Annotated in this window: 21 protein-coding genes; 14 read left to right on the top strand and 7 right to left on the bottom strand. The window is 63.5% G+C overall.

The genetic code is table 11. From position 1 onward, the window contains the following. Window positions 1–205: 205 nt before the first annotated feature. The gene (locus OCT39_RS16630) at window positions 206–1,345 is read right to left on the bottom strand and encodes a GlxA family transcriptional regulator (protein ID WP_263585544.1); all 1,140 of its coding nucleotides are present in this window, start codon (window positions 1,343–1,345) and stop codon (window positions 206–208) included. 343 nt (window positions 1,346–1,688) lie between these two features. On the opposite strand from OCT39_RS16630, the gene mscL reads away from it, so the two are divergent. The 4 genes from mscL to OCT39_RS16610 all read left to right on the top strand — a co-directional run bounded on the left by mscL (window position 1,689) and on the right by OCT39_RS16610 (window position 6,272). After that, window positions 1,689–2,186: a large conductance mechanosensitive channel protein MscL gene (gene mscL, locus OCT39_RS16625; protein WP_263585543.1), complete on the top strand. Its 498-nt coding sequence runs from the start codon at window positions 1,689–1,691 to the stop codon at window positions 2,184–2,186. Between the two features lie 281 nt (window positions 2,187–2,467). Beyond that, window positions 2,468–3,172 carry a gluconate 2-dehydrogenase subunit 3 family protein gene (locus OCT39_RS16620; RefSeq protein WP_263585542.1) on the top strand — a complete coding sequence of 235 codons (705 nt, stop codon included), beginning with the start codon at window positions 2,468–2,470 and terminating at the stop codon, window positions 3,170–3,172. Window positions 3,173–3,174: 2 nt separating this feature from the next. After that, window positions 3,175–4,947: a GMC family oxidoreductase gene (locus OCT39_RS16615; protein ID WP_263585541.1), complete on the top strand. Its 1,773-nt coding sequence runs from the start codon at window positions 3,175–3,177 to the stop codon at window positions 4,945–4,947. An 11-nt stretch (window positions 4,948–4,958) separates the two neighbouring features. Next, window positions 4,959–6,272, top strand: a complete 1,314-nt coding sequence (locus OCT39_RS16610; RefSeq protein ID WP_263585540.1) for a cytochrome c — start codon at window positions 4,959–4,961, stop codon at window positions 6,270–6,272. 152 nt (window positions 6,273–6,424) lie between these two features. Here OCT39_RS16610 and OCT39_RS16605 read toward each other — a convergent pair whose 3' ends face one another. From OCT39_RS16605 to hemC, 5 genes are all read right to left on the bottom strand, one after another. Continuing rightward, on the bottom strand, window positions 6,425–6,829 hold the full coding sequence (locus OCT39_RS16605) for a hypothetical protein (RefSeq protein WP_263585539.1): 405 nt from the start codon (window positions 6,827–6,829) through the stop codon (window positions 6,425–6,427). Between the two features lie 301 nt (window positions 6,830–7,130). After that, window positions 7,131–8,390 (bottom strand): heme biosynthesis HemY N-terminal domain-containing protein, encoded by a 1,260-nt coding sequence (locus tag OCT39_RS16600; RefSeq protein ID WP_263585538.1) that lies wholly within the window; start codon window positions 8,388–8,390, stop codon window positions 7,131–7,133. Then, on the bottom strand, window positions 8,387–9,868 hold the full coding sequence (locus OCT39_RS16595; RefSeq protein WP_263585537.1) for a uroporphyrinogen-III C-methyltransferase: 1,482 nt from the start codon (window positions 9,866–9,868) through the stop codon (window positions 8,387–8,389). The genes OCT39_RS16600 and OCT39_RS16595 overlap by 4 nt, the downstream gene beginning before the upstream one ends. Window positions 9,869–9,893: 25 nt before the next feature. Beyond that, window positions 9,894–10,664, bottom strand: a complete 771-nt coding sequence (locus tag OCT39_RS16590) for a uroporphyrinogen-III synthase (RefSeq protein WP_263587366.1) — start codon at window positions 10,662–10,664, stop codon at window positions 9,894–9,896. Between the two features lie 37 nt (window positions 10,665–10,701). Beyond that, window positions 10,702–11,646: a hydroxymethylbilane synthase gene (hemC, locus tag OCT39_RS16585; protein WP_263585536.1), complete on the bottom strand. Its 945-nt coding sequence runs from the start codon at window positions 11,644–11,646 to the stop codon at window positions 10,702–10,704. Window positions 11,647–11,798: 152 nt separating this feature from the next. Here hemC and OCT39_RS16580 point away from each other — a divergent pair, with 152 nt between their 5' ends. From OCT39_RS16580 to OCT39_RS16545, 8 genes are all read left to right on the top strand, one after another. Further along, complete coding sequence (locus OCT39_RS16580; protein WP_263585535.1) at window positions 11,799–13,874, top strand: putative bifunctional diguanylate cyclase/phosphodiesterase; 2,076 nt, start codon at window positions 11,799–11,801, stop codon at window positions 13,872–13,874. 116 nt (window positions 13,875–13,990) lie between these two features. Then, entirely contained in the window at window positions 13,991–15,394 is a 1,404-nt protein-coding gene (gene argH, locus OCT39_RS16575) for an argininosuccinate lyase (RefSeq protein ID WP_263585534.1), read from the top strand. Next, complete coding sequence (lptM, locus tag OCT39_RS16570; protein ID WP_263585533.1) at window positions 15,391–15,504, top strand: LPS translocon maturation chaperone LptM; 114 nt, start codon at window positions 15,391–15,393, stop codon at window positions 15,502–15,504. The genes argH and lptM overlap by 4 nt, the downstream gene beginning before the upstream one ends. Then, window positions 15,504–16,775 (top strand): diaminopimelate decarboxylase, encoded by a 1,272-nt coding sequence (gene lysA, locus OCT39_RS16565; RefSeq protein WP_263585532.1) that lies wholly within the window; start codon window positions 15,504–15,506, stop codon window positions 16,773–16,775. Before lptM ends, lysA begins: the two co-directional genes overlap by 1 nt. Continuing rightward, window positions 16,775–17,608, top strand: a complete 834-nt coding sequence (dapF, locus tag OCT39_RS16560; RefSeq protein WP_263585531.1) for a diaminopimelate epimerase — start codon at window positions 16,775–16,777, stop codon at window positions 17,606–17,608. Before lysA ends, dapF begins: the two co-directional genes overlap by 1 nt. Before the next feature lie 34 nt (window positions 17,609–17,642). Beyond that, window positions 17,643–18,353 carry a DUF484 family protein gene (locus OCT39_RS16555; RefSeq protein WP_263585530.1) on the top strand — a complete coding sequence of 237 codons (711 nt, stop codon included), beginning with the start codon at window positions 17,643–17,645 and terminating at the stop codon, window positions 18,351–18,353. A gap of 19 nt (window positions 18,354–18,372) precedes the next feature. After that, window positions 18,373–19,266, top strand: coding sequence for a tyrosine recombinase XerC (locus OCT39_RS16550; protein WP_263587365.1), 894 nt, complete (start codon window positions 18,373–18,375; stop codon window positions 19,264–19,266). Further along, window positions 19,263–20,015 carry an HAD family hydrolase gene (locus OCT39_RS16545; protein ID WP_263585529.1) on the top strand — a complete coding sequence of 251 codons (753 nt, stop codon included), beginning with the start codon at window positions 19,263–19,265 and terminating at the stop codon, window positions 20,013–20,015. The genes OCT39_RS16550 and OCT39_RS16545 overlap by 4 nt, the downstream gene beginning before the upstream one ends. Before the next feature lie 25 nt (window positions 20,016–20,040). On the opposite strand, the gene yihA is transcribed toward OCT39_RS16545, so the two are convergent. Beyond that, window positions 20,041–20,679, bottom strand: coding sequence for a ribosome biogenesis GTP-binding protein YihA/YsxC (gene yihA, locus OCT39_RS16540; protein WP_263585528.1), 639 nt, complete (start codon window positions 20,677–20,679; stop codon window positions 20,041–20,043). 298 nt (window positions 20,680–20,977) lie between these two features. Here yihA and OCT39_RS16535 point away from each other — a divergent pair, with 298 nt between their 5' ends. Next, window positions 20,978–21,610, top strand: a complete 633-nt coding sequence (locus OCT39_RS16535; protein ID WP_263585527.1) for a thiol:disulfide interchange protein DsbA/DsbL — start codon at window positions 20,978–20,980, stop codon at window positions 21,608–21,610. 2 nt (window positions 21,611–21,612) lie between these two features. After that, window positions 21,613–22,458, top strand: coding sequence for an endonuclease/exonuclease/phosphatase family protein (locus OCT39_RS16530; protein WP_409335776.1), 846 nt, complete (start codon window positions 21,613–21,615; stop codon window positions 22,456–22,458). Window positions 22,459–22,548: the final 90 nt, after the last annotated feature.

The raw sequence follows: 22,548 nt of genomic DNA, 5'->3' as shown, positions 1-22,548 counted from the left end.
TCGCGCTGCTCCTGGAAACGACGACGAAAATTCCAAAAGCGTCACGCTGCGTCATGAGCGCGTCGCGCGCGTAGCAAAGTGGGCGATTAAACGGTATGGCGTGCTGTCGCCAGAAGGAAACCGCGCGGCTCCAAGCCAACGGGCGCGCACAAAAAAGCGGCCGCGCGGGCCGCTCTTGCGAAGTTTTAAAAGTTTTCGGGGTGGATCAGTTCACAAGCGGCACGCTGGCAAACGTCGGTTCGCCCTGGGCGTAGGCCAGCGCCAGAAGCGCGCTCGAGGTAGGCTCGCTCCCGGCAGGTTCCACGCCCCAGTGCTGCATCAGAGGCGCGTTCTTGATCTGCGGCGTCTGGCGCGACTGCGAGCCCAGGCGCTCGTCTCTGGGCGGAATGCCAAAGCACTCGCGGTAGCACTTGGAGAAGTGGGGCGTCGAGACGAAGCCGCATACCGAGGCGATCTCGATGATCGAAAGCGACGTTTGTTTCAGAAGCTGGCGCGCGCGCACCAGTCTAAGCTTCAAGTAGTAGCGCGACGGCGAGCAGTGCAGGTAGCGCTGGAAAAGCCGCTCGAGCTGACGCCTTGAGACGTCCACGTAGCTTGCCAGCTCGTTGAGCTCCAGGGGCTCCTCGAGGTTGGACTCCATCAGCGCCACGATATCCAGAAGCTTGGGCTGGGTAGTGCCGAGCACGTGCTTGAGCGGCACGCGCTGCTGGTCCTGTTCGTTGCGCATGTGCTCGTAGATGAACATCTCCGAAATGCCCGCCGAGAGCGCCTTGCCGTGATCGTGGGCGATCAGGTTGAGCATCATGTCGAGCGGCGCGGTGCCGCCGGAGGCGGTGAAACGGTCGCGGTCGATGGAGAAGAGCTTGGTGGTGAGCACGATTTTCGGGAAGGCTTCCTGAACAGAGGCCAGACACTCCCAGTGAATACTGGTTTCGTAGTGATCCAGAAGCCCCGCTTTGGCCAGCGCCCAACTGCCGGTGCAGATCGCCCCCAGATGCTTTAACTGACGCGCCTGGGTCTGTAGCCAGTGGATGTGCTCGCGGCTGACACTATGCTGAGGGGCAACGCCGCCGCAAACGATGACCCAGTCGAAGGCGAGCGGCGCCTGCATGGCGGCGTCCGGCGTCACGTTGAGGCCATCGCTTGCGCGTACCGAGGCGCCGTCCTGAGTCAGCGTATACCAGCGATAGAGTTCGCGGCCGGCCAACTGGTTGGCCATGCGCAAGGGTTCGATCGCCGAGGCCAAAGAGATCAGGGTAAAGTTGTCCAACAGCAGAAAACCCAGTGTTTGCGGTGCTCTGGGGCGACCTGCGGGGGCGCAGGATGTGATTTGATCGGATGTCATGGTCTGGTACCTCTATCACCGAAACGTCTGGAGTTTTTCTTGTTATAGGTATGGGTTACTGGCGTGTTGTTATGCTCCCCGAATGAGCGTTTAAGCCACCAATCTGCATAGTGGCACGAATGCCACTTATACTGACAAAGCAATCTTGTATACGATGCGCGAGCTGTCGTAAATGAAACGCTCGGTGTCGCTTTGAAAGCGTAAAAATAAGGTTTTCTCGCACTTGCAGAAAAAATGCAACGTATTTTGAACACCGCATGTCGCTTTCGTAAGTTATTGAGCCTGCAGGTTTTAGGCTCGAAAAGTTATATGCTCATAAGTCATCAAAAAAGGGAGTGCTGAAATGTCGGGATTTTTCAAGGAGTTTCGCGAGTTCGCCGTTAAAGGCAACGTGATCGATATGGCGGTGGGGATCATCATCGGTGGCGCGTTTACGCTCATCGTTCAGCGGCTGGTGGCGGATATCATGAATCCGATCATTGGTTTGCTGGTCGGCGGCATCGACTTCTCCAATATCTTTATCGTGCTGCGCGAAGGCGCGGTGGCCGGGCCGTATCTTACGTTAAGCGCCGCTCAGCAGGCGGGGGCGGTGACGCTCAACATCGGGCTGTTTCTCAACGCGGTGATCAGCTTCACCATCGTCGCCTTCGTGGTCTTCATGCTGGTGCGCACCATCAACCGGCTCAAGCGCGAAGAGGTCGAAGCGCCCAAAAGCCCGGTGGAGAAGTCCTGCCCCTACTGCTTCATGACCGTACCGATCAAGGCGAGCCGCTGTGGGCACTGCACCTCCTCGTTGAAAGCGCCTGATGAAAGCCCCGCCCCGGAGTCGATGGCGCCATAAAAAAGGGTGGATTGAATGATTATGCCCATCAGTGCGAGACGGCTGGCCCGTAACGCCCTGCCACATGTTCGGTAGTATTTTTCGGTATTAGACTAAAGTTGTAATCCATTGTTCGCCCGGTGCCAGCCGGGCGTTTTACGTTCAAAGCACCCGTTTGGGCGGGCGGGCGCAGGGCAATCACGACTTGGTTAATAAGCTAATTAGCAAGATCTATATTAAAATGGGGCTATTAAAAGAACCAGAATACCGCTGACCCACGACGCAATGAGCAAGGAGAGACCGTGAGCCTAAAAGACGCATCGCGACGTCGGTTCATGAAGGGAGCGCTGACGGGGATCCCCGCCGTCACCATCGGCAGCGGCGTATCGCTGACCGCTTTTGCCGATGAGCCCCCGCAGCAGCTAACCGATTACCAACCCGCCTTTTTCGAGGCCGCCGAATGGGATTTCATCATCGCCGCCTGCGATCGCTTGATTCCAGGTCAAGGCCCCGGCCCCGGCGCGCTCGATACCAACGTACCGATCTTCATCGACCGCCAGATGGAAGGGGGCTTCGGCCACGCCGCCGACTGGTACATGAAGGGGCCCTTCCCCGATGACGTGCCGGCGCTCTTTGGCCATCAGATCCCGCTGACCCCGCGTGAGATGTATCGCGAAGGGATCGCGGCGGTGAACGACTTCTGCCAGGACCGCCACGACGCCGCATTCGCCGCGCTCGATGACGCCGCCCGCGACCAGGTTCTGACCCAGCTCCAGGACGGCGAGATCGAGATGGCGTCGATGCGGGGCAGCTACTTTTTCGACATGCTGCTGCAAAACACCAAGGAAGGCTATTTTGCCGACCCCATCCACGGCGGCAACAAACACATGGCGTCCTGGAAGTTCATCGGTTTCCCCGGGGCACGCGCGTCGTATCGCGAATGGGTGGACCAGCACAACGTCGAGTACCCGCTGGGGCCGGTCAGCCTTAACGGCGAGAGGGGATAAGCATGGCACGTACAGAATCACCCGTAGACGTCGTGCTGGTCGGCTTTGGCTGGACCAGTGCGATCATGGGCATGGAATTGACCGACGCAGGCTTGAACGTGCTGGCGCTCGAGCGCGGCGAAGACCGCGACACGGTACCGGATTTCGCCTACCCGAAAATGGCCGACGAGCTCACTTACGGGGTGCGCTACAAGCTGATGCAGCGCCCGGCGAAAAGCACGCTGACCGTGCGCCACAACGTGGGCGACATGGCGGTGCCTTATCGTCAGTTGGGCTCGTTTCTGCCCGGTGACGGCGTCGGCGGCGCCGGCACCCACTGGAACGGCCACACCTGGCGGCCCCAGCCCCAGGAATTGCGCCTGAAAAGCTACGTCGAGGAGAACTTCGGCGCTGACATCATTCCCGATGAAATGACGATTCAGGACTACGGCGTCAGCTACGATGAGCTCGAGCCCTTTTTCGACTTCTTCGAGAAAGTGGCGGGTATCTCCGGCAAGGCGGGCAACCTGAACGGCGAGATTCAGGCGGGAGGCAACCCGTTCGAAGGCTGGCGCTCCGACGAGTACCCCATGCCGCCGCTGGCGCGGACCTATAACGATACGCTGTTCGCCGATGTCGCACGAAGCGAAGGCTATCATCCCTTCCCGCTGCCCGCCGCCAATGCCTCTGTTGCCTACACCAACCCTTACGGTATGCAGCTCGGCCCGTGTAACTTCTGCGGTTTCTGCGAGCGCTACGGCTGCTTGAACTACTCCAAGTCCTCGCCGCAGACCTGCATTCTGGGCGCGCTCAAGCGCCGCGAGAATTTCTCCTACCGCACCCAGAGCGAAGTGCTGCGCGTGGAGCTCGACAGCAACAAAGAGCGCGCCACCGGCGTGACCTATATCGACCCGGAAGGCAACGAGGTCTTCCAGCCGGCGGATCTGGTGATACTGGGCGCGTACTCGCTGCACAACGTGCACCTGATGCTGGTGTCCGGTATCGGCACGCCCTACAACCCGGAAACCGGCGACGGCGTAGTCGGCAAGAACTACGCCTATCAGATGAACGGCGGCTCTTCGCTCTATTTCCGCGACAAGGAGTTCAACCCCTTCATCGGTGCCGGTGGCAACGGCGAGGTGATCAACGACTTCGGCGTCGAGCAGATCGACTTCGCTCAGGAAGGCTTCATCGGCGGCTCCTACATCAACGCCGCGATGACTAACGGCCAGCCGATTCGCAACATGCCGCTGCGTGCCGGCGCGCCAAGCTGGGGCGAAGGGTGGAAGCAGGCGGTGCAGGAGACCTACGGCCACGTCATGTCGATTGGCTCCCACGGCAGCAACATGGCCTACCGCGACTGCTACCTGGATCTCGACCCCAACTATACCGACGATCACGGCCGGCCGTTGATGCGCATGACCTTCGACTGGAAGGCCAACGATGTGCGCATGACCCAGTTCATGAAACAGAAGATCGATACGCTTTCAAAGGCGCTGGGCCCGGACGACTATCGGCTCTCCTTCAAGGACTTCGATACGCGCTACGACGTTCGCCCCTACCAGACCACGCACAACGTGGGCGGAGCGATCATGGGCACCGATCCCTCATCCAGCGCGCTCAACCGCTACCTGCAGAGCTGGGACGTACACAACGTGTTCGTGATGGGCGCCAGCGCCTTTCCGCAGAACCTGCAGTACAACCCGACGGGGCTGGTCGGTGCACTGACCTACTGGTCGGCGAAGGCAATCCGCGAGCAGTACCTGCCCAACCCCGGCCCGCTGGTTCAAGCCTAAGGAGAGCGACCATGAAGCACACCGTAAAATGGCGCCAGGGGCTGGTCGGCGTTGGCCTTTTGAGCGTCACCACCGCAAGCCTCGCGTTCGATGACGACGTGATCAGCCGCGGCGAATATCTGGCGCGCGCCGGCGACTGCGTGGCGTGTCATACCGCCCCCGGCGGTGAGCCCTTCGCCGGCGGTTTGGGCGTGGAGAGCCCCTTTGGCGCCATTTACTCGACCAACATCACCCCAGACCCGGAAACCGGCATCGGCAACTATAGCCGCGACGAGTTCGCCGCCGCCCTCAGGCAGGGCGAGCGCGCCGATGGCAAGCACCTTTATCCGGCCATGCCGTACCCCTCCTATTCGCTGATCACCGATGAGGATATCGACGCGCTCTACGCCTACTTCATGGAAGGCGTGGCGCCGGTCGAGCATACCCCTGAGCGCACGGACCTGAGCTTTCCGTTCAACCAGCGCTGGGGCATCGGGCTTTGGGACTGGCTGTTTACCAACGATGAGACGTTCTCACCGGACCCCGAGCGCAGCGACGAGCAGAACCGCGGCGCCTATCTGGTTCAGGGGCTTGGCCACTGCGGCAGTTGCCACACCGAGCGCGGGCTCTTCTTCCAGGAGAAGGCGCTGGATGATAGCGACGACGCGTTCCTTGCCGGCGAGGTGCTGGAGGGCTGGTACGCGCCGAGCCTGCGCGGCAGCGGCGACGGCGGCAGCGCCATCGAGCGCTGGGACGATCAGGCCATCGTCGATTACCTCGCCACCGGGCGTAACGACGAAAGCGCCGTGGCCGGCGAGATGACGTCGGTGGTGGCGCACAGCACCTCGCACCTCAATGAGAGCGATTTGCAGGCGATCGCCGCCTACCTGAACGGACTGGGAAGTCACGGCGACCGCCCTCTGATCACCGACGCGCAGGTCGACGAAACCGATGCCATGCTCACGCGGGCGGACGTGGAAAACGATCTGGGCGCGCGGCTCTATCTGGATAACTGCAACGCCTGCCACTTCTCCAACGGCCGCGGCGCCTCCCAGGTGTTCCCGAGCCTGTCGGGAAGCTCGATGGTCAACGCCGACGACCCAACCGGCATGATCCGGGTGATCCTCGCCGGAGCCCGGCTGCCCTCCACGGAGCAGCGCCCGGAAGCGCTGGCCATGCCGGACTTCGCCTGGCGCCTGTCCGACGACGAGGTGGCCGAGCTTGCCACGTTCGTGCGCGGGGCCTGGGGCAACGACGCGGGAGCGGTGAGCGCCAGCGCCGTAGCGGAGGTGCGCGACGAGCTGCCGGAAGACCGCGTGACCAGCGCGCCGGTCATCGACGACTGACCGGTTTTTCCAAGTCATGAAAACAAAGTCATGAAAAGTAAGCCATGAAAAAGGGTGCCCCGTGGGGCACCCTGATCAACGCAAAACCCCACCGATCGGTGGGGTTTTTTGTACCTGAAAGCAATCTTTAAAACAGTCTTTAAAAACAGTGCTTACAGGGTACGCTGAGTGTCGGCATTGATGGTCTGCTCGCCAGTGGCACCGTTACGCGCCTGCAGCAGATCCTTGGTCAGCGCAGCGTTGTGGCTCTGTTTGACGCTGGCAGTACCAGTGGCGTCCAGATCGGCGTTGATGGTCTGCTCACCGGTTGCGCCGTTGCGGGCGTGTAGCTGGTCAAGCGAGATCGCGTTGTGGGTGTTGGCGATGTGAGAGTCGGCGCTGGTGATCGGCAGGCCCACGCCGCTGTTCTTGGCGATGACCTGCTCGACGGAGGCGTTGCGCGACTCGATATGTGAAACGCTCGAGCTGTTCGGTTGATCGGCGCTGTCAATTGCGGCGAAGGCAGAACCGGAAACGAGGGCAAGGGCGATAGCGGCGGTGGCGGTCAGTTTTTTCATGGTGGCGTACCTGATTAGTCGATTTGAATGTTTTTTTAGGGCTTGTTGGGCGAGAGCGCCTCAAACCATGCAGCTATCTTAGTATCGAAAAATTAGTAAAAAAAGCGCTTAAAATTCGCTAGACCATTCGATTTGTTTAAATATATTTGCGACAAATGCTGTACATCCGAATATTTATGTAAAGTATTGAGATGATATGGCGCGAAAAACATCGAACGCCGTCGATTTAGACCAAAGTCGTAGAAAAGAGAAGGGCGCCCAAAGGCGCCCATTCATCAGGTGAAAATCGCAAGGCAATAGGTCAGCGGCGTTTTTTTCCACCCTTTTGTGGGCCGTCGCTGTCGTTTGCATCGCTAGGTTGAGGCAGGGAGGGCAGCGACTGGGCCATCATCTCCACGCTTTGGCGGTAGTAGAGCTGGCTCTTGTTATGCTCGCCAAGGCTTGCGTAAAGGCGCGCAAGCTCGGCGCACACTTCGCCGCTCGGGCGTTGGCGCTGGCTGGCCTCGAAATACTCGAGCGCTTTCTCCCATTGGCCGGTACGCAGCGACAGGCGCCCGCAGGCCAGCAGCAGTTCCGGGTCGTTGGGGCGCTCCTGCAGCCATTTTTCGGCGCGGGCGAGCTGGCGCGCCGCGTCGACGCCCAAAAGCCCGAAGCGCTTGACCAGCCGTGCGTCCCAGTGAGTGTCCAGCGACTGGCTCAAAAGCCGCTCGGCGATCGCCTCTTCATTCGCCTGCAACAGCGCCTCGACGTAAAGCACGATCAGCTCGGTGTTGCCGCGCAGATAGTCCGGCATGTCCGCCCACAGCCCGCGCACCCGTTCGATATTGGCCGGGTTGGCGGCTTCGAACAGAATCAGCTCGCGGTAAGCCTTGAACTCGAGCTGCTCGCGCTCCTGCTGGGTGATCAGCTTTTTGGCCACCAGCCGCGGGACCAGATGGCGAAGCCCCTCCCAGTCGCTGACGCTGAGATAGACCTGCTTCAAGAGCTTCAGCACCTGCGGGTGGTTGGGCAGCTTCTGGTCAAGACGGTTGAGAATCGCCAGCGCCTCTTCCGGCTGCTGACGATCGATCATCAGCTGCGCCTGCATCAGGCCTACGGCGGTGTCGGCGCCATCGGTTGTGAGCTGGGCCTGGTTCAGGTGCTCCTGAGAACGCTCGTGGTGGCCCTGGTAGTGAGCCGCCAGCGCCGCCGAAAGGTAGTTGACCATCGGCGTGCTGGAGTCGTCCGCCGCGCCCGCTAGCGTGCGCTCGGCGCGCTTGAAGCGGCCCTCGGTCAGCGCGACCAGCCCGCGCACCGTGCGCTTCATGGCGCGGCGATTGCGTGCCCGGGCGTTCCAGGTGCGATAGCGGCCCACCGGGCGAACGATGCCGGAAAGAAGGCGCAGCGCGAAGTGCACCACGATGAAGGCGGCCAACAGCAGCACCAAACCGAACCAGAACGAGGTCTGCACGGAGGTGTCGCCGACGCGAATCAGCCAGTAGCCCGGCACCGACATCATCAGGTGGCCGAACAGGGCGCCGACGGCAAGGCCGGCGACGATTAACAGCAGCAGCTTTCTCATTCGTCACCTCCGCCCTGGCGGCGCGCCTGAAAGCGGTTGTCGATGAAATCGGCCATGGCCTGCTGCGAACCGCTGATATCGGGAAGCTCCGGCTCGACCTGATTTTGCTTGATCTCTTCAAGACGCGCGATCACGCTCTGGGTCTCGTCGCGCTCGGTGTCGTAGTAGCGCTCGAGCAGATCCAGCGCCTTGTCGAGGCTCGCCTCGAACAGCGGCTGCTCTTCTCGAAGCAGCGCAAGCTGAGCCTGTTCGAGAATCAGGCGCAGGCTTTGACGCAGGTAAGACTCCTGCTCCGGGGTGATCAGCGCTTCCAGCGCCTCGTCGTGATGGCGCACCACGACGAGATCGCGAAGCTCGGCGCCGAATTTCGCCAGCTGGCGCTCGAAGGAGCCGCTCGGCGGCTGCTCCATGCCTTCGCTGATCGCCCGCTCTTCGATCTCCTGGGACAGGCGAAGCCCGGCGATCTGCTCCTGCTGAGCGTTCAGCGCCAGGTAAATGCCGGTGCGGTCGACCCGCGGTACGGCGTCAAGAGCGGCAAGCTCATTGGCGATCTCGCGGCGTATCGGCGTCAGCGCCGGGTTATCGGCATCGACCAGGCGAGCGTCGGCGGTGCGCAAAAGGGCAGAAGCGCCTTCGACGTCGCCTTCGAGCTGCAGGCGCTGGTTGGCCAGGCGCAGAAGATAGGCGGCCTCGGCGTGAAGCCAGTCGCGCTCGTCGGTGTCCTGGGCCTGGGAGAGCTGATCGAGCACGTCAGACACGGTCTCGTCGACGCGCGCCTGAACGCTTTCGAGCTCGCCTCGCAGCTCGCTCACGGTGCTGTCGAGCGTCTCGTTACGCTCGCTCTCGCCGCTTTCGATGCGCGACTGAAGCTCGTCGAGGCTCTGTTGGGTGGCACTTGATTGGGTTTGCTGGGCGAGCTCGTCGATGCGCGCCTGTTGGGCGTCCGTGCGCTGCCAAAGCTGCCAGGCGATCACGCCGAGTATCAGAGCGACGATCAGGACCAGTACGATCGCGACCGCACCACCCTTGCCGCCGCTTTTACCACCGCCGGACGGCGGGGTTGGGGTGCTGGAGGCAGGCGTTTTGGGCGGCGGCGTCGTGGCGCTGGGCTTGCTATTGGAGGGGGCGGGCTTGTTCGATGCGCTCGCGGCGCCAGCGGGCGTCTTGTCCGGGCTTGCGCTGGTGCTGTCAGCGCTAGTGCTCGTATTAGAACTGGTACTGGCGTGGGTACCGGTCGTCGTACTGGCGTTAGCGCTGGCGTCGGTTTTGGCCGGCTGACTCTGACTGCCGCCCTTGTTACGCCGGCGTGAGCGGCTGTTTTTCGCCGCGTACGCCTCGGCGTTTTTATCCGCCGCCGGGGTCGAAGGCGAAACGCTCGATGTCGCATCGCTCGGGGGCGTGTCGCTTGCGCCTTGGCGGGGGGTAGCATCATCAGGCGTCTTGTTGTCGCCCTGTTGATCAAATGGTTGTTTGCTCATCTGTCGTTAGCCCTTGTTAAGTTCTTTAATCGACATCGGCATCTCCGGGGGAGCTGAGCGCGTTCAACGCCGCTGCCAGCGCGGCCGTCGATGCGCCTGACGCCACCTTGAGGTCGCAAAAACCCAGCGTGCCGGCCAAGGCGGCCAAACGGCGGCTGGAAACGATTAGGGGTTGTTTCAACGCTGCTTGATGGCACCAGTTTGACAGATATTCGAGCAGTTCGCCGCTGGTCACGATCAATGCGTGAAAACGGCCCTCTGCCAGGCGCCGCTGCAATTCCGGACCGGGCGCGCGATAAACGCGTCGATACGTCGCCACACGGGTCACGGCGGCGCCGCGCGCGGTGAGCGTCTCGGCTAAAAGCGTTCGCCCGCCTTCACCGGCCACGATCAGCACGCGCTGATGCGCCAAGTGTGAAAGCGAATCGAGCGTCAATAGCGCTTCGCTGGTGTCCTCCCCGGCGCTGACCGGGGGGCGCTCTACGCGTACGTCGAGCGCGTCTTCGAGCGCTTTAGCAGTGCCCGCGCCCGGCGCGTAGAAATCGATGCCTACCGGCAGCTGCGGCCAGTAGCGGTCGACCGCCTCGATCAGCTGCAGCGCGGCAAAGGGGCTCGTGACCACGATTTTATGAAAGCGGTCGAGATCGAGCCAGACGCTTCTGAGCGCGGCGTCCTCCTCGAGCGTCTCCAGCGCCATCACCTCGAGCGGCTCGACCCAGGCGCCGTCGGCGGCCAGCGCCGAGGCCAGGGCCTCGCCGCGCTCGCCGGGGCGGCCGATCAGTACGGGCGCGGTCATTGGCGCGGTCTGGGTCGCCTTCATGGGCAGCGCGTGCTCATACGTTGTCGCCGTATACCTCGGCGAGAATATCGCCAGCGCCCTGGTCGAGCAGGTCTTCGGCCACGCGAATGCCCAGCGCTTCGGGCTCGTGGATCGAGCCGCGGCCCTCGGCGCGCAGCACCTCGGTCCCTTCCGGGTTGCCCACCAGTCCGCGCAGCCAGATGGTCTCGTTGGCCTTGTCGAGCACCGCATGGCCGGCGATCGGTACCTGGCAGCCGCCTTCCAGGCGGGTGTTCATGGCGCGTTCGGCGCGCACGCGGGTGGCGGTATCGTTGTCATCGAGCGGGGCCAGCAGCGCGATCAGCTCCGGGTCGTGCAGCCGGCACTCGATGCCAAGCGCGCCCTGCCCGCAGGCGGGCAGGCAGATCTCCGGCGGCAGCTCCTGGGCGATGCGCGCGGCCAGCCCCAGCCGCTTGAGCCCGGAGGTCGCGAGTATAATGGCGTCGAACTCGTCGTCGTCGAGCTTGGCCAGGCGTGTTTGTACATTGCCGCGCAGGTTCAAAATCTCGAGATCCGGGCGCGCTTCACGCAGCTGCAGGCCCCGGCGCAGACTCGCGGTGCCGATGCGCGCGCCTTCCGGCAGCTCATCGACGCTTTGAAACCGGTTGGAGACAAAGGCGTCGGTGGGCTCGGCGCCTTCCAGAATGACGGAAAGTCCGAGCCCCTCGGGAAAGTGCATCGGCACGTCTTTCATCGAGTGCACGGCGATATCGGCGCGGCCGTCGAGCATTGCCTCTTCGAGCTCCTTGACGAACAGGCCCTTACCGCCGATTTTGGAAAGCGGGGTATCGATGATCTTGTCGCCCTTGGTGGACAGGGCGACCAGCTCGACGTCGAGGCCGCTGTGCGCCGCCATCAGGCGCTCGCGGACGTGCTCTGCCTGCCACAGCGCCAGCTGGCTTTTGCGCGTGGCAATGCGTAATTTGGTGATGGATGACACGTTATTCTCCCTATGCCGCAGACACGGCGTGTCGAACTATGATAAATCTCATCATAAAGCACGCGCTTACGCAGTAAAAACGCTTGCGCCGTAAAATCGATCACTCTTGATTGGCCGACCCTAAACTCTATTGTCACGTGCAGGTAACGCCCATGCCCTCTGCCGATCAACAAGGTGAGCTGGACCACTTTTTTCTGCTCTCGCAGGATATGCTTTGTTGCATCGATTTCCGAGGGGCACTACTCAATGTTAACCCGGCCTTCGAGCGCATGCTGGGCCGCCGCGCCGAAGAGCTCATCGGCCGCCCGTGCGGGGTGATCGTCGAGCCCGATGACCACCCCATTATAGAGCGCGCGCTTGCGCGCATACATCAGGGCGAGCAGATCGAGCCTTTTGACGTGCGCGCCAAAAGCCAGACCAATGCACTCACCTGGCTCGAAGTGAGCGCCTTCGCCGACGGCGAGGTGATCTACGTGATCGCCCGCGATATCACCGAGCGCAAGACCTCCGAGCAGCAGCTGGTGCTTCTGGAGCGCAGCGTGGAGTCGAGCACCAATGGTGTCGTCATCGTCGATGCGCTGGCCGACGATTTGCCCATGGTATACGTCAACAAGGCTTTCGAGACCATCACCGGCTACACCCGGGATGAGGCGCTCGGGCGCAACTGCCGTATCCTGCAGGGCGACGAAACCGACGCCTCCACCGTCAAGCAACTGCGCCGGGGCATACGCGAACAGCGCGATGTGCACGTAATGCTGCGCAACGTCCGCCAGGATGGCACGTCCTTTTGGAACGACTTGTACGTCTCGCCGGTGCGCGACGAGCAGGGGCGAGTCACGCATTTCATCGGCGTGCAAAACGACGTTACCGCCCAGCGCGAGTACCAGGCGCAGTTGAGACACAACGCCAACCACGATGCCCTGACCGGCTTGCCCAATCGCCAGCTCTTGAACCAGCGCTTGTCCCAGGGATGCATGTTGGCCAAGCGCTATCGGCGCCACGTGGCGGTGCTGTTCATTGATCTTGACGACTTCAAGCCGATCAACGATTCGCTGGGTCACGATGTCGGCGATTTCATTTTGATCAGCGTCGCCCGGCGCCTCGAGGAGGAGCTGCGCCCCTGGGACACCGTGGCGCGCATCGGGGGCGACGAGTTTATCGTGCTGCTGCCGGACCTGGCGATGGAGCAGGACGTGATCCAGGTGGTGGAGCGTTTGCTCAGGCGGATTGCCGAACCTTACTGGTATCAGGACAAGGCGCTTCACATCACCGCCAGTATCGGCATCGGTACCGACAACGGCAGTATGGCCAAGCCCCGGTCGCTGGTGCAGCAGGCGGATCTGGCCATGTACAAGGCCAAGCGCCGCGGGCGCAACACCTATCAATGGTACACCGACGAGCTCAACCATCGGGTGAGCGAGCGGGTGAGCCTGCGTCACGCACTGCAAACGGCCATCGAGCAGGAGCAGTTCGAGCTTCACTATCAGCCGCAGATCGACGGCGCGAGCGGCGAGGTGGTCGGGGTCGAGGCGCTCATTCGCTGGCACCATCCGGAGTGCGGCGCGATCTCGCCGGCGGAGTTCATCGGCATGTCGGAAGAGACTGGCCAGATCATTCCCATCAGCGAGTGGGTGCTGAATCAGGCGTGTCGCGATGCGGTGCATATCAACGACGGCGCCCGGCGCCCACTCGTCATGGCGGTCAATATTTCGCCTACCCAGTTTCAGCGGCCGGGCTTTGTCGCCTCGATCGAGCGCGTGCTCAAGGAGACGGGGCTGGCCCCGGCGCTTTTGGAGATCGAGATCACCGAAGGCGTGCTGATGGAGAGTCTGGAGAACGCCATCGAGGCGCTCAAGAAGCTCAGCGCGCTGGGCGTTCACATCGCGCTGGACGATTTCGGCACCGGTTTTTCCAGCTTGAGCTATTTAAAGCGCCTGCCGATCAACCGGCTCAAGATCGACCGCTCTTTCATAAGCGACGTCACCCACGACGAGCACGACGCGGCGATCGTGGAAGGGGTGATCACCATGTCCTTGAAGCTGGGGCTCGAGGTGCTCATCGAAGGCGTCGAAACCGCCGAGCAGTTTCGCTACCTGCACCAGCGCCACTCCACCTTCATGCAGGGCTACTACTTCGCCAGGCCCATGCCGCTGGCCGGGCTCGACGACTACCTGTCGCGATTCGATTGGCCTCGCGCGCTCAAGGACGCCGGCATCGATTCGCCCTGAGCGGGCGTGCAAAACCGCGTGCCGCGAACCGGGCCGACTCTGGTACACTCTGGGCCAACGATTTCCTTATGTTGTCACCCTTGTTGCCACCTTCGTTTTGTCAGTAGGAATTCTTGATGAGCCAAGCTACGAATCAGTCCTGGGGCGGACGCTTTAGCGAGCCCACCGACGCCTTTGTTGCCCGCTTCACCGCCTCCGTGAGCTTCGACCAGCGCCTGGCCGGTCAGGACATTCAGGGCTCGATCGCCCACGCCACCATGCTGGCGCGCGTCGGCGTGCTCAGCGACGAGGAGCGCGACGCCATCATCGACGGCCTGACCGAGATTCAGGGCGAGATTGAGCGCGGCGAGTTCGAGTGGTCGGTGCCGCTTGAAGACGTGCACATGAACATCGAAGCGCGGCTGACGCAAAAGATCGGCATCACCGGCAAGAAGCTGCACACCGGGCGCTCGCGCAACGACCAGGTCGCGACCGATATTCGCCTGTTCATGCGCGACGCCATCGACTCGATCGACGCGGAGCTAATGCGTCTGCGCGAAGGCATGATTGGGCTTGCCGAGCGCGAAGCCGACACCATCATGCCGGGCTTCACCCACCTGCAGACCGCTCAGCCGGTCACCTTCGGCCACCACCTGTTGGCCTGGCAGGAGATGCTCGCCCGCGACCACGAGCGCCTCTTGGACACTCGCAAGCGTGTCAACGTCATGCCCTTGGGCGCGGCGGCTTTGGCCGGCACCACCTACCCGATCGACCGTCACGTTACCGCCGAGCTTCTGGGTTTTTCCCGCCCGGCGGAGAACTCACTGGACGCGGTCTCGGATCGTGACTTCGCTATCGAATTCGCCAGCTTCGCCAGCATTTTGTTGATGCATCTGTCGCGCATGAGCGAGGAGTTGGTGCTCTGGACCAGCGCCCAGTTCGACTTCATCGACCTGCCGGATCGCTTCTGCACCGGCTCGTCGATCATGCCGCAGAAGAAGAACCCGGACGTGCCGGAGCTCGTTCGCGGCAAGACCGGGCGCGTCTACGGCCACTTGATGAGTCTGCTCACGCTGATGAAGTCGCAGCCGCTGGCCTACAACAAGGACAACCAGGAGGACAAGGAGCCGCTGTTCGACACCGTCGATACGGTGCTGGACTGCCTCAAGGCCTTCGCCGACATGGTGCCCGCCATCGAGCCAAAAAAAGAGAGCATGTTCGAGGCGGCGCGGCGCGGCTTCTCCACGGCGACGGATCTGGCGGATTACCTGGTACGCCGCGGCGTGGCCTTCCGCGACGCCCACGAGATCGTCGGCCAGTCGGTGGCGTTTGGTCTGAAGGAGAAGAAGGATCTGTCTGAAATGACCCTCGAGGAGCTTCAACAGTTCTCCGACACCATCGAGGCGGACGTCTTTGAGGTCTTGACGCTGGAAGGGTCGGTCGCCGCGCGCAACCATATCGGCGGCACCGCCCCGGACCAGGTACGCGCCGCGGCGAGCCGCGCACTCGAGGCGCTCAAGGCGCACCGGGAGGCACCATGAAGGCGCTCGTCCTGATCGCGCTCGTCGCACTCCTGCTTGCCGGCTGCGGCCAAAAAGGCCCGCTCTACCTGCCGGATGACAACGCCCAGACCGCCGCCGAGGAGTCCTGATGGATCACTTCAACTACCAGGACGGCGTGCTGTTCGCCGAAGAGGTGCCGCTTACGCGCATTGCCGACGAGGTAGGCACGCCCTGCTACGTCTACTCGAAGGCCACGCTCGAGCGCCACTTTCGCGCCTACACCGAGGCGCTCGGCACTCATCCGCACCTGATTTGCTACGCGGTGAAGGCGAATTCGAACCTGGCGGTGCTGGGGCTTCTGGCACGCCTGGGCGCGGGCTTCGATATCGTCTCCGTGGGCGAGCTCGAGCGCGTACTCAAGGCCGGCGGCGATCCGAAGAAGGTGGTGTTCTCCGGCGTGGCCAAGCGCGGCGACGAGATGGCCCGGGCGCTCGAGGTCGGCATCAAGTGCTTCAACGTCGAGTCCGCGCCGGAGCTCGAGCGTCTGAACGCCGTAGCCGGTGAACTCGGCGTCATCGCGCCGGTGTCGCTTCGCGTCAACCCGGACGTGGATGCGGGCACGCACCCCTACATCTCCACCGGGCTCAAGGACAACAAGTTCGGCATCGCCATCGACGATGCGCTCGAGGTCTACACGCTCGCCCAGAAGTTGCCGCACCTCGCCATCAAGGGCCTGGACTGCCATATCGGCTCGCAGCTGACCGAAACCGCGCCGTTTCTCGATGCCCTCGAGCGGCTGTTGCTGCTCATGGAGCGGCTTCGCGAGCGCGGTATCGAAATCGAGCATCTGGATCTTGGCGGCGGGCTTGGCGTGCCGTATCGCGACGAAACCCCGCCGCAGCCCTTCGACTACGCAAGCCAGCTGCTGGCACGACTGTCGCGCTGGGAAGGCGGCGAGGCGCTGACGCTTTTGTTCGAGCCCGGCCGCTCCATCGCCGCCAATGCCGGCGTCATGCTCACCCGGGTCGAATTCTTGAAACCCGGCGAGACGAAAAACTTCGCCATCGTCGATGCGGCCATGAACGATCTGATCCGCCCGGCGCTTTATCAGGCCTGGCAGGCGATCGTACGCGTCGATACTCGTGAGCGCCGTGATACCGCCACGTTCGACGTGGTCGGCCCGGTGTGCGAAACCGGCGATTTTCTCGGCAAGGAGCGCGAGCTTGCCATCGCCGCAGGAGATCTGCTGGCGGTGCGCTCGGCGGGGGCCTACGGCTTCGTGATGGCCTCGAACTACAACAGCCGCCCGCGCCCGGCCGAGGTGATGGTCGACGGCGACCGCGTCCACGTGGTGCGCGCCCGGGAGTCGCTTGAAAGCCTCTGGGCCGGCGAAACGCTCTTGCCAAACGAGACGACGTAATGCTGCTTCACTTCACCAAGATGCACGGGCTGGGCAACGATTTCATGGTGATCGATTTGGTCACCCAGCGTGCCCGGCTGACCGACGAAACGATCGCCCAGTTGGCTGACCGACGCTTTGGCATCGGCTTCGACCAGCTGTTGGTGGTCGAGCCGCCGCGCGACCCGGACATGGACTTTCGCTACCGGATTTTCAATGCCGACGGCAGCGAAGTCGAAAACTGCGGCAACGGCGCGCGCTGCTTTGCACGCTTCGTGCGCGAGCAGCGCCTGACCCACAAGCACGAGATTTGCGTCGAGACCGCCGGCGGGCCGCTCACGCTGCACGTGCAAAGCGACGGTCAGGTGCGGGTCGACATGGGCCGGCCGCGCTTCGCCCCTGAGCGGCTTCCGTTCGATGCGCCGGCGGAGGCGGTGCTGCACGCCATCGAGGTCGACGGGCAGCGCCTCGAGGTCGGCGCGGTATCGATGGGCAACCCCCACGCGGTGCTCACGGTCGACAGCGTCGACACCGCGCCGGTCGAGCGGCTGGGCCCGCTGTTGGAGGCCCACCCGCGCTTTCCCCGGCGGGTCAACGTCGGCTTCATGCAGGTGGTGTCAAAACACGAGATTCGCCTGCGCGTTTTCGAGCGCGGCAGCGGCGAGACGCTTGCCTGCGGTACCGGTGCCTGCGCGGCGGTGGCCAGCGGCATTCGCCAGGGGCTTTTGCAAAGCCCGGTCACGGTGCACCTGCCCGGCGGCCAGCTCACCATCGAGTGGCCGAGCGAAGATGCCGCACTGATCATGGTTGGCCCGGCGACCAGGGTGTTCGATGGCCGCGTGACGCTCAACTAATCCAGCACGCTCAACCACTCCAAGGAGAACGGCGATGTCGCAAGCCCCCGAGCCGCGCAAGACGCTCGACCCGGACCAGGTCGCGTTTTGGCTAGCCCGCCACCCGGACTTTTTCGTCGGCCGGGAAGGGCTCTTACAGCAGCTCAAGGTGCCTCACCCGAACATCGACGGGGCCACGTCGCTTCTGGAGCGGCTGGTGGCCGATCTTCGCCACCGCGCCGAGAGCGCCGAGGGGCGTCTCGAGCACCTGCTGGAAACCGCGCGCCATAACGAGGCGCAGTACCGGCGCCTGCGCGAAACGCTGTTGGTGCTGATCGATGCCGAGGACCGCGACGCGCTGGCCCAGGCGCTGGCGACCCAGCTCAATGAGCGTTTCGACACGCCGGCGATGGCGCTCTGGTGCCCATCGAGTGTGAGCGACGAGGAGCCGACGCCGCCCCAGCCGCCACGCCACGTGCTCGACCAGCACGCGACGTCGCGGCTGACGGCGCTGTTGGACGGGCGCACCAGCCGCTGCGCCAAACTCAGCGCCAGCGACTGGAAGCGCCTGCTGCCCCATACCAAGGCACCGCGCAAGGCGGGGTCATGTGCGATCACGCGGCTCTCCGCCGGCGAGCCGATGGGCTATCTGCTGCTCGCAAGCCCTGACGTTGAGTGCTATCGGGCGAGCATGGATACGCTGTTCACCGAATATTTGGGCGACATCGTCGCAAGACTCCTGCAGCGTTTGGGCAGCGGTGGTTAACGTAGCCGGGGCCAGCGCGATGTGGGAGGCGATCGACGCCTATCTTGGCCGGCTTGCCGAGCGCGCAAGCCCGGCGACCGTGGCGGGCTACCGGCAGGATCTCACCGCTTTCGCCCGCTTCGCCGAGACGCGCGACGTGGTGCTGGCCGAGCGCCTGGATGCGCCGCTTGCCCGCGCGTTTCTCGGCGCCGAGCGCAGCCGCGGGCTCTCGCCGCGAAGCCTGGCGCGCCGACGCGCCGCGCTTTCACGCTTTGCCGATGCGCTGGTAAGTCAGGGCCAGCTTGCCGACAACCCGGTCCGGCTCGTGCGCACGCCCAAGCAGCCCGGCCACCTGCCGCGGCCGCTGGACGTGGACAGCCTCGCCCGGTTTCTGGATACGCCCCATGACGACTCGCCGCTGGCCTGCCGCGACCAGGCCATGCTGGAGCTTTTCTACTCCAGCGGCCTGCGCCTGGCAGAGCTTGCCGCGCTCGATCTAACGAGCCTGCAAGGCGGCTACGTGCGGGTAGTGGGCAAGGGCGGAAAGCCCCGCCAGGTGCCGGTGGGCCGGCGCGCCCGCGCCGCGTTAACCCAGTGGCTGGCGGTGCGCGGGTGTCTGACCGCAGGCGCAGAGCCGGCGCTGTTCGTCGGGCGCCGCGGCGCACGCCTTGGCCACCGCGCCATCCAAAAGCGCCTGGCGCACCTGTGTGTCGAGCGCGGCCTGGCCGAACACCTGCATCCGCACCGCCTGCGCCACTCCTTTGCCAGCCACCTGCTGGAGTCGAGCCAGGACCTGCGCGCCGTGCAGGAGCTTTTGGGCCACGCCAATCTCTCGACCACCCAGGTTTACACTCGCCTTGACTGGCAGCATCTGGCCACGAGTTACGATGCCGCCCACCCCCGTGCCAAACGCCGCCCCCGGAGCGACTCATGACCCAACCCGCAGCCGAGCTAAAAGCCATCACCTTCGATCTCGACGACACGCTCTGGGACAACCACGGCGTGATGCTCAAAACCGAGCAGGGCCACTACCAGTGGCTTTTGAGCGCACTCAACGAGTGGCGCTCAAAGCGGGGCGAAGCTGCGCTTTCAATCGAGCAGGAGGCGGGCCTGGCGGACTATCTCGTCAAACGCCAGGCGCTGGCCAAGGCGACGCCCGAGCGCCGGGGCGACTTCACCTGGCTGCGGCTTCGCGCGCTGGAGGCCCAGCTCGAAGCGGCAGGGCTTGACCGCAGCGCCGCGATTTTGTGGGCGGCGGCGGCGATGAACGAGTTTCACCGGCTGCGCGTGCAGGTCACCCCGCACCCGGAAGCTTTTGAGCTGCTCGAAGCGCTGGGCCAGCGCTTTCATCTGGCCGCCATCACCAACGGCAATATCCACTTGAAACGACAGCCGCTGGCGGCCTACTTTCCCATCGCCGTGGCCGCTGGCGAGCTGTTCACGCCCAAGCCCGACCCCCACGCGTTTTTGAACGTGCTCGAGCGCCTCGACGTGGCGCCGGAGTGCGCCATGCACGTGGGGGATTCCTGGGAGGAGGACGTACTGCCGGCAAACAAGCTCGGCATGCACGCGGTGTGGATCGCCGGTGAAAGCGACCGGGCGCTTCCGAGCCGCGTCTACCGGCTGAGCCACGTGCGAGAGCTGCCGGCGCTGATCGCGCAGCTGGAGCGCGCGCCCGGCTGAAACGGGCGCTATTGGGCGGGCCGCGTTACTCGGGTTCCGGCGCGTCCAGCCAGCGGTCCAGGGTTTGGCATAGCGTCGTTACCCCGTCGCGCTTGAGCGACGAGAAGAGCTGCACCGTGACCAGGTCTTCCCACTCGACTAGCCGCGAGCGCACTTTTTGCAGCGCCGCGCTCGCCGGGCCCTTTTTCAGCTTGTCGGCCTTGGTCAGCAGAATGTGCACCGGCATGCCGCGCTGGTCGGCGACATCGAGCAGGGTCAGGTCGAACTCGGTCAGCGGGTGACGCACGTCCATCAGCAGCACCACGCCTTTCAGGCTGAAGCGGTGCAGCAGATACTCGGAGAGGTGGCGCTGCCACTCGAGCTTCACCGACTCGGGTACCTTGGCGTAGCCGTAGCCGGGCAGGTCCACCATCCGCGTGGCCGGGTCGTTCATCAGGCTGAAGAAATTGATCAGCTGGGTGCGCCCGGGGGTGCGCGAGGTGCGCGCCAGCGCCTTTTGCTGGGTCAGCGCGTTGATCGCACTGGATTTTCCTGCGTTCGAGCGCCCGGCGAAGGCCACCTCGGCGCCGGTGTCGTCCGGGCAGAGCGAAAGCTTCGGCGCGCTGATCATGAACTGGGCCGTGGCGTAGTTGAGGCGCGGGCTTTGGCGGTCTTGAGTCGACATGGAAAAAATCCTGAACGCTTGAGTCATACGTCAAGGCTACCCGTTTGCCTTCGAGGTCGAGGGCAAACGGCCCCGGCCAGGCGGCGGCCATTTAAGCCGGTGACGGGATTCGTTACACTCGGTGGGGCGGGTAGGCTTGCTGAAAACGCTAGTGTAACACTGGACGGCGATGAAAAAGCGGGCAAGTATGCGTTACAACGCATCCCGAGAACCTGCCCGGCGGCGTTGAACGCACCCCGGGAACCGGTCGAACGTTTTGATAGTCATAGGCTTCGCTCAACTTTGGAGAATGTCGATAATGTTTAAAGTATTCGTTGCGGCCGTGGCCGGCCTTGCGCTCTCGACCGCCGCCAGTGCCCAGACGGTAGTGGAAGGCCAGGACTACACGCTGCTGGAGAACCCGGTCGCGACCGTCGCCGATGACGATCACATCGAGGTCACCGAGGTGTTCTGGTTCGGCTGCCCGCACTGCTACGGCCTGCAGGACACGGTCAACGAGTGGTACGACACCCTCGACGACGACGTCGAAGTCGTCAAAATGCCTGCGACCATGGGCGGCAACTGGAATACCCATGCCACCGCCTTCTACGCCGCCCAGTCGCTCGGAATCGAGGAGGAGCTTCATCAGGACTTCTTCGATGCGATCCATCAGGACGGTCAGCAACTGACCGACGAGGATGACATCGCCGCGTTTTTCGCCAACTACGGCGTGACCGAAGACGAGGCCAAAAAGGCGCTCAACGCCTTCCCGGTACGCAGCGAAACCAATCGCGCCAACAGCCGCATGCGCGAAATGCGCCTGATGGGCGTGCCGGCGCTGGTCGTCGATGGCCGCTTCGTGGTGACCCCGAGCACTGCCGGCGGCGCGGACAACATGCCGGTCGTCGCCGAGGCGCTGATCGAGCAGGTTCGCAGCGAGCGCGCCGAGTAATCGTGTCGGGCTTCTCCGCCGACGACGCCGCGCAGCAAGCGCAAAGTCCGTTTTGGGAGAGCGGTACGCTGAGACTTCTGACCTTCAATTTGCAGGTCGGCATTCAAACCTCGGCGTACCATCACTACCTCACCCGGAGCTGGCAGCACTTTTTGCCCCATCCGCGCCGCGTCAAGCGCCTCGACGTCATGGGCGAGGTGTTGGGCAAGTTCGACGTGGTGGGGCTTCAGGAAGTCGACGGCGGAAGCTTTCGCTCCAGCCGTATCAATCAGGTCGAATACCTGGCCGCTCAGGCCGGGTTTCCCCACCATTTTCAGCAGCTCAACCGCAATCTGGGGCGTATCGCCCAGCACAGCAACGGGCTTTTATCGAAACTCACCCCCAGCCGTATCGAAGAGCACCGGCTGCCCGGCACGCTTCCCGGGCGCGGGGCGATCCACGTGCGTTTCGGCAACGGCCCGGACGCGCTGCATATCTTCGTGGCGCACCTGGCGCTGAGTCATCGCGGCCGGGTGCGCCAGCTCAACTATCTAAGCGACATCATCGCCCCGCTTCGCCACGTGGTGGTGATGGGCGATCTCAACTGCACCCCGGAGCAGCTTCACGCCCACGAGCGCTTTAGCGCTTCGCTGCCGCTGCATCCGGTCAAGCCGCTTTTGAGCTACCCCTCCTGGCAGCCGCGCCGAGCGCTGGATCACATTCTGCTGTCGCAAACCCTGGAAGCCGCCGACGTCAGCGTGCTCGACCATCTCTTTTCGGATCACCTGCCGGTGGCGGTGGAATTGCCGCTGCCTGCCGCCTGCCTACGATCACTCGAAGCCGCTCATCGCCCGGCGCCTCTGGCCTGACCATCGCGCTTGAAGCAGCTCTTCGATGGCCCTTGCTCGGTAAATGGTCGTAAAAAGGGGGGCTTGAGGTCGCAGGGGATGACGCAGGGG

Origin of the sequence: Halomonas sp. GD1P12, assembly GCF_025725645.1 — a bacterium.
In the GTDB taxonomy this organism is placed as follows: Bacteria; Pseudomonadota; Gammaproteobacteria; order Pseudomonadales; family Halomonadaceae; genus Vreelandella.
This window is presented reverse-complemented; position numbering and strand designations above follow the sequence as displayed.

Bases quoted from the DNA above. Each gene is read 5' to 3' on its own strand.
- OCT39_RS16630 (WP_263585544.1), bottom strand. From the start codon at position 1,345: ATGACATCCGATCAAATCACATCCTGCGCCCCCGCAGGTCGCCCCAGA.
- mscL (WP_263585543.1), top strand. From the start codon at position 1,689: ATGTCGGGATTTTTCAAGGAGTTTCGCGAGTTCGCCGTTAAAGGCAAC.
- OCT39_RS16615 (WP_263585541.1), top strand. From the start codon at position 3,175: ATGGCACGTACAGAATCACCCGTAGACGTCGTGCTGGTCGGCTTTGGC.
- OCT39_RS16610 (WP_263585540.1), top strand. From the start codon at position 4,959: ATGAAGCACACCGTAAAATGGCGCCAGGGGCTGGTCGGCGTTGGCCTT.
- OCT39_RS16605 (WP_263585539.1), bottom strand. From the start codon at position 6,829: ATGAAAAAACTGACCGCCACCGCCGCTATCGCCCTTGCCCTCGTTTCC.
- OCT39_RS16600 (WP_263585538.1), bottom strand. From the start codon at position 8,390: ATGAGAAAGCTGCTGCTGTTAATCGTCGCCGGCCTTGCCGTCGGCGCC.
- OCT39_RS16595 (WP_263585537.1), bottom strand. From the start codon at position 9,868: ATGAGCAAACAACCATTTGATCAACAGGGCGACAACAAGACGCCTGAT.
- OCT39_RS16590 (WP_263587366.1), bottom strand. From the start codon at position 10,664: ATGACCGCGCCCGTACTGATCGGCCGCCCCGGCGAGCGCGGCGAGGCC.
- OCT39_RS16580 (WP_263585535.1), top strand. From the start codon at position 11,799: ATGCCCTCTGCCGATCAACAAGGTGAGCTGGACCACTTTTTTCTGCTC.
- argH (WP_263585534.1), top strand. From the start codon at position 13,991: ATGAGCCAAGCTACGAATCAGTCCTGGGGCGGACGCTTTAGCGAGCCC.
- lptM (WP_263585533.1), top strand. From the start codon at position 15,391: ATGAAGGCGCTCGTCCTGATCGCGCTCGTCGCACTCCTGCTTGCCGGC.
- lysA (WP_263585532.1), top strand. From the start codon at position 15,504: ATGGATCACTTCAACTACCAGGACGGCGTGCTGTTCGCCGAAGAGGTG.
- dapF (WP_263585531.1), top strand. From the start codon at position 16,775: ATGCTGCTTCACTTCACCAAGATGCACGGGCTGGGCAACGATTTCATG.
- OCT39_RS16555 (WP_263585530.1), top strand. From the start codon at position 17,643: ATGTCGCAAGCCCCCGAGCCGCGCAAGACGCTCGACCCGGACCAGGTC.
- OCT39_RS16550 (WP_263587365.1), top strand. From the start codon at position 18,373: ATGTGGGAGGCGATCGACGCCTATCTTGGCCGGCTTGCCGAGCGCGCA.
- OCT39_RS16545 (WP_263585529.1), top strand. From the start codon at position 19,263: ATGACCCAACCCGCAGCCGAGCTAAAAGCCATCACCTTCGATCTCGAC.
- yihA (WP_263585528.1), bottom strand. From the start codon at position 20,679: ATGTCGACTCAAGACCGCCAAAGCCCGCGCCTCAACTACGCCACGGCC.
- OCT39_RS16535 (WP_263585527.1), top strand. From the start codon at position 20,978: ATGTTTAAAGTATTCGTTGCGGCCGTGGCCGGCCTTGCGCTCTCGACC.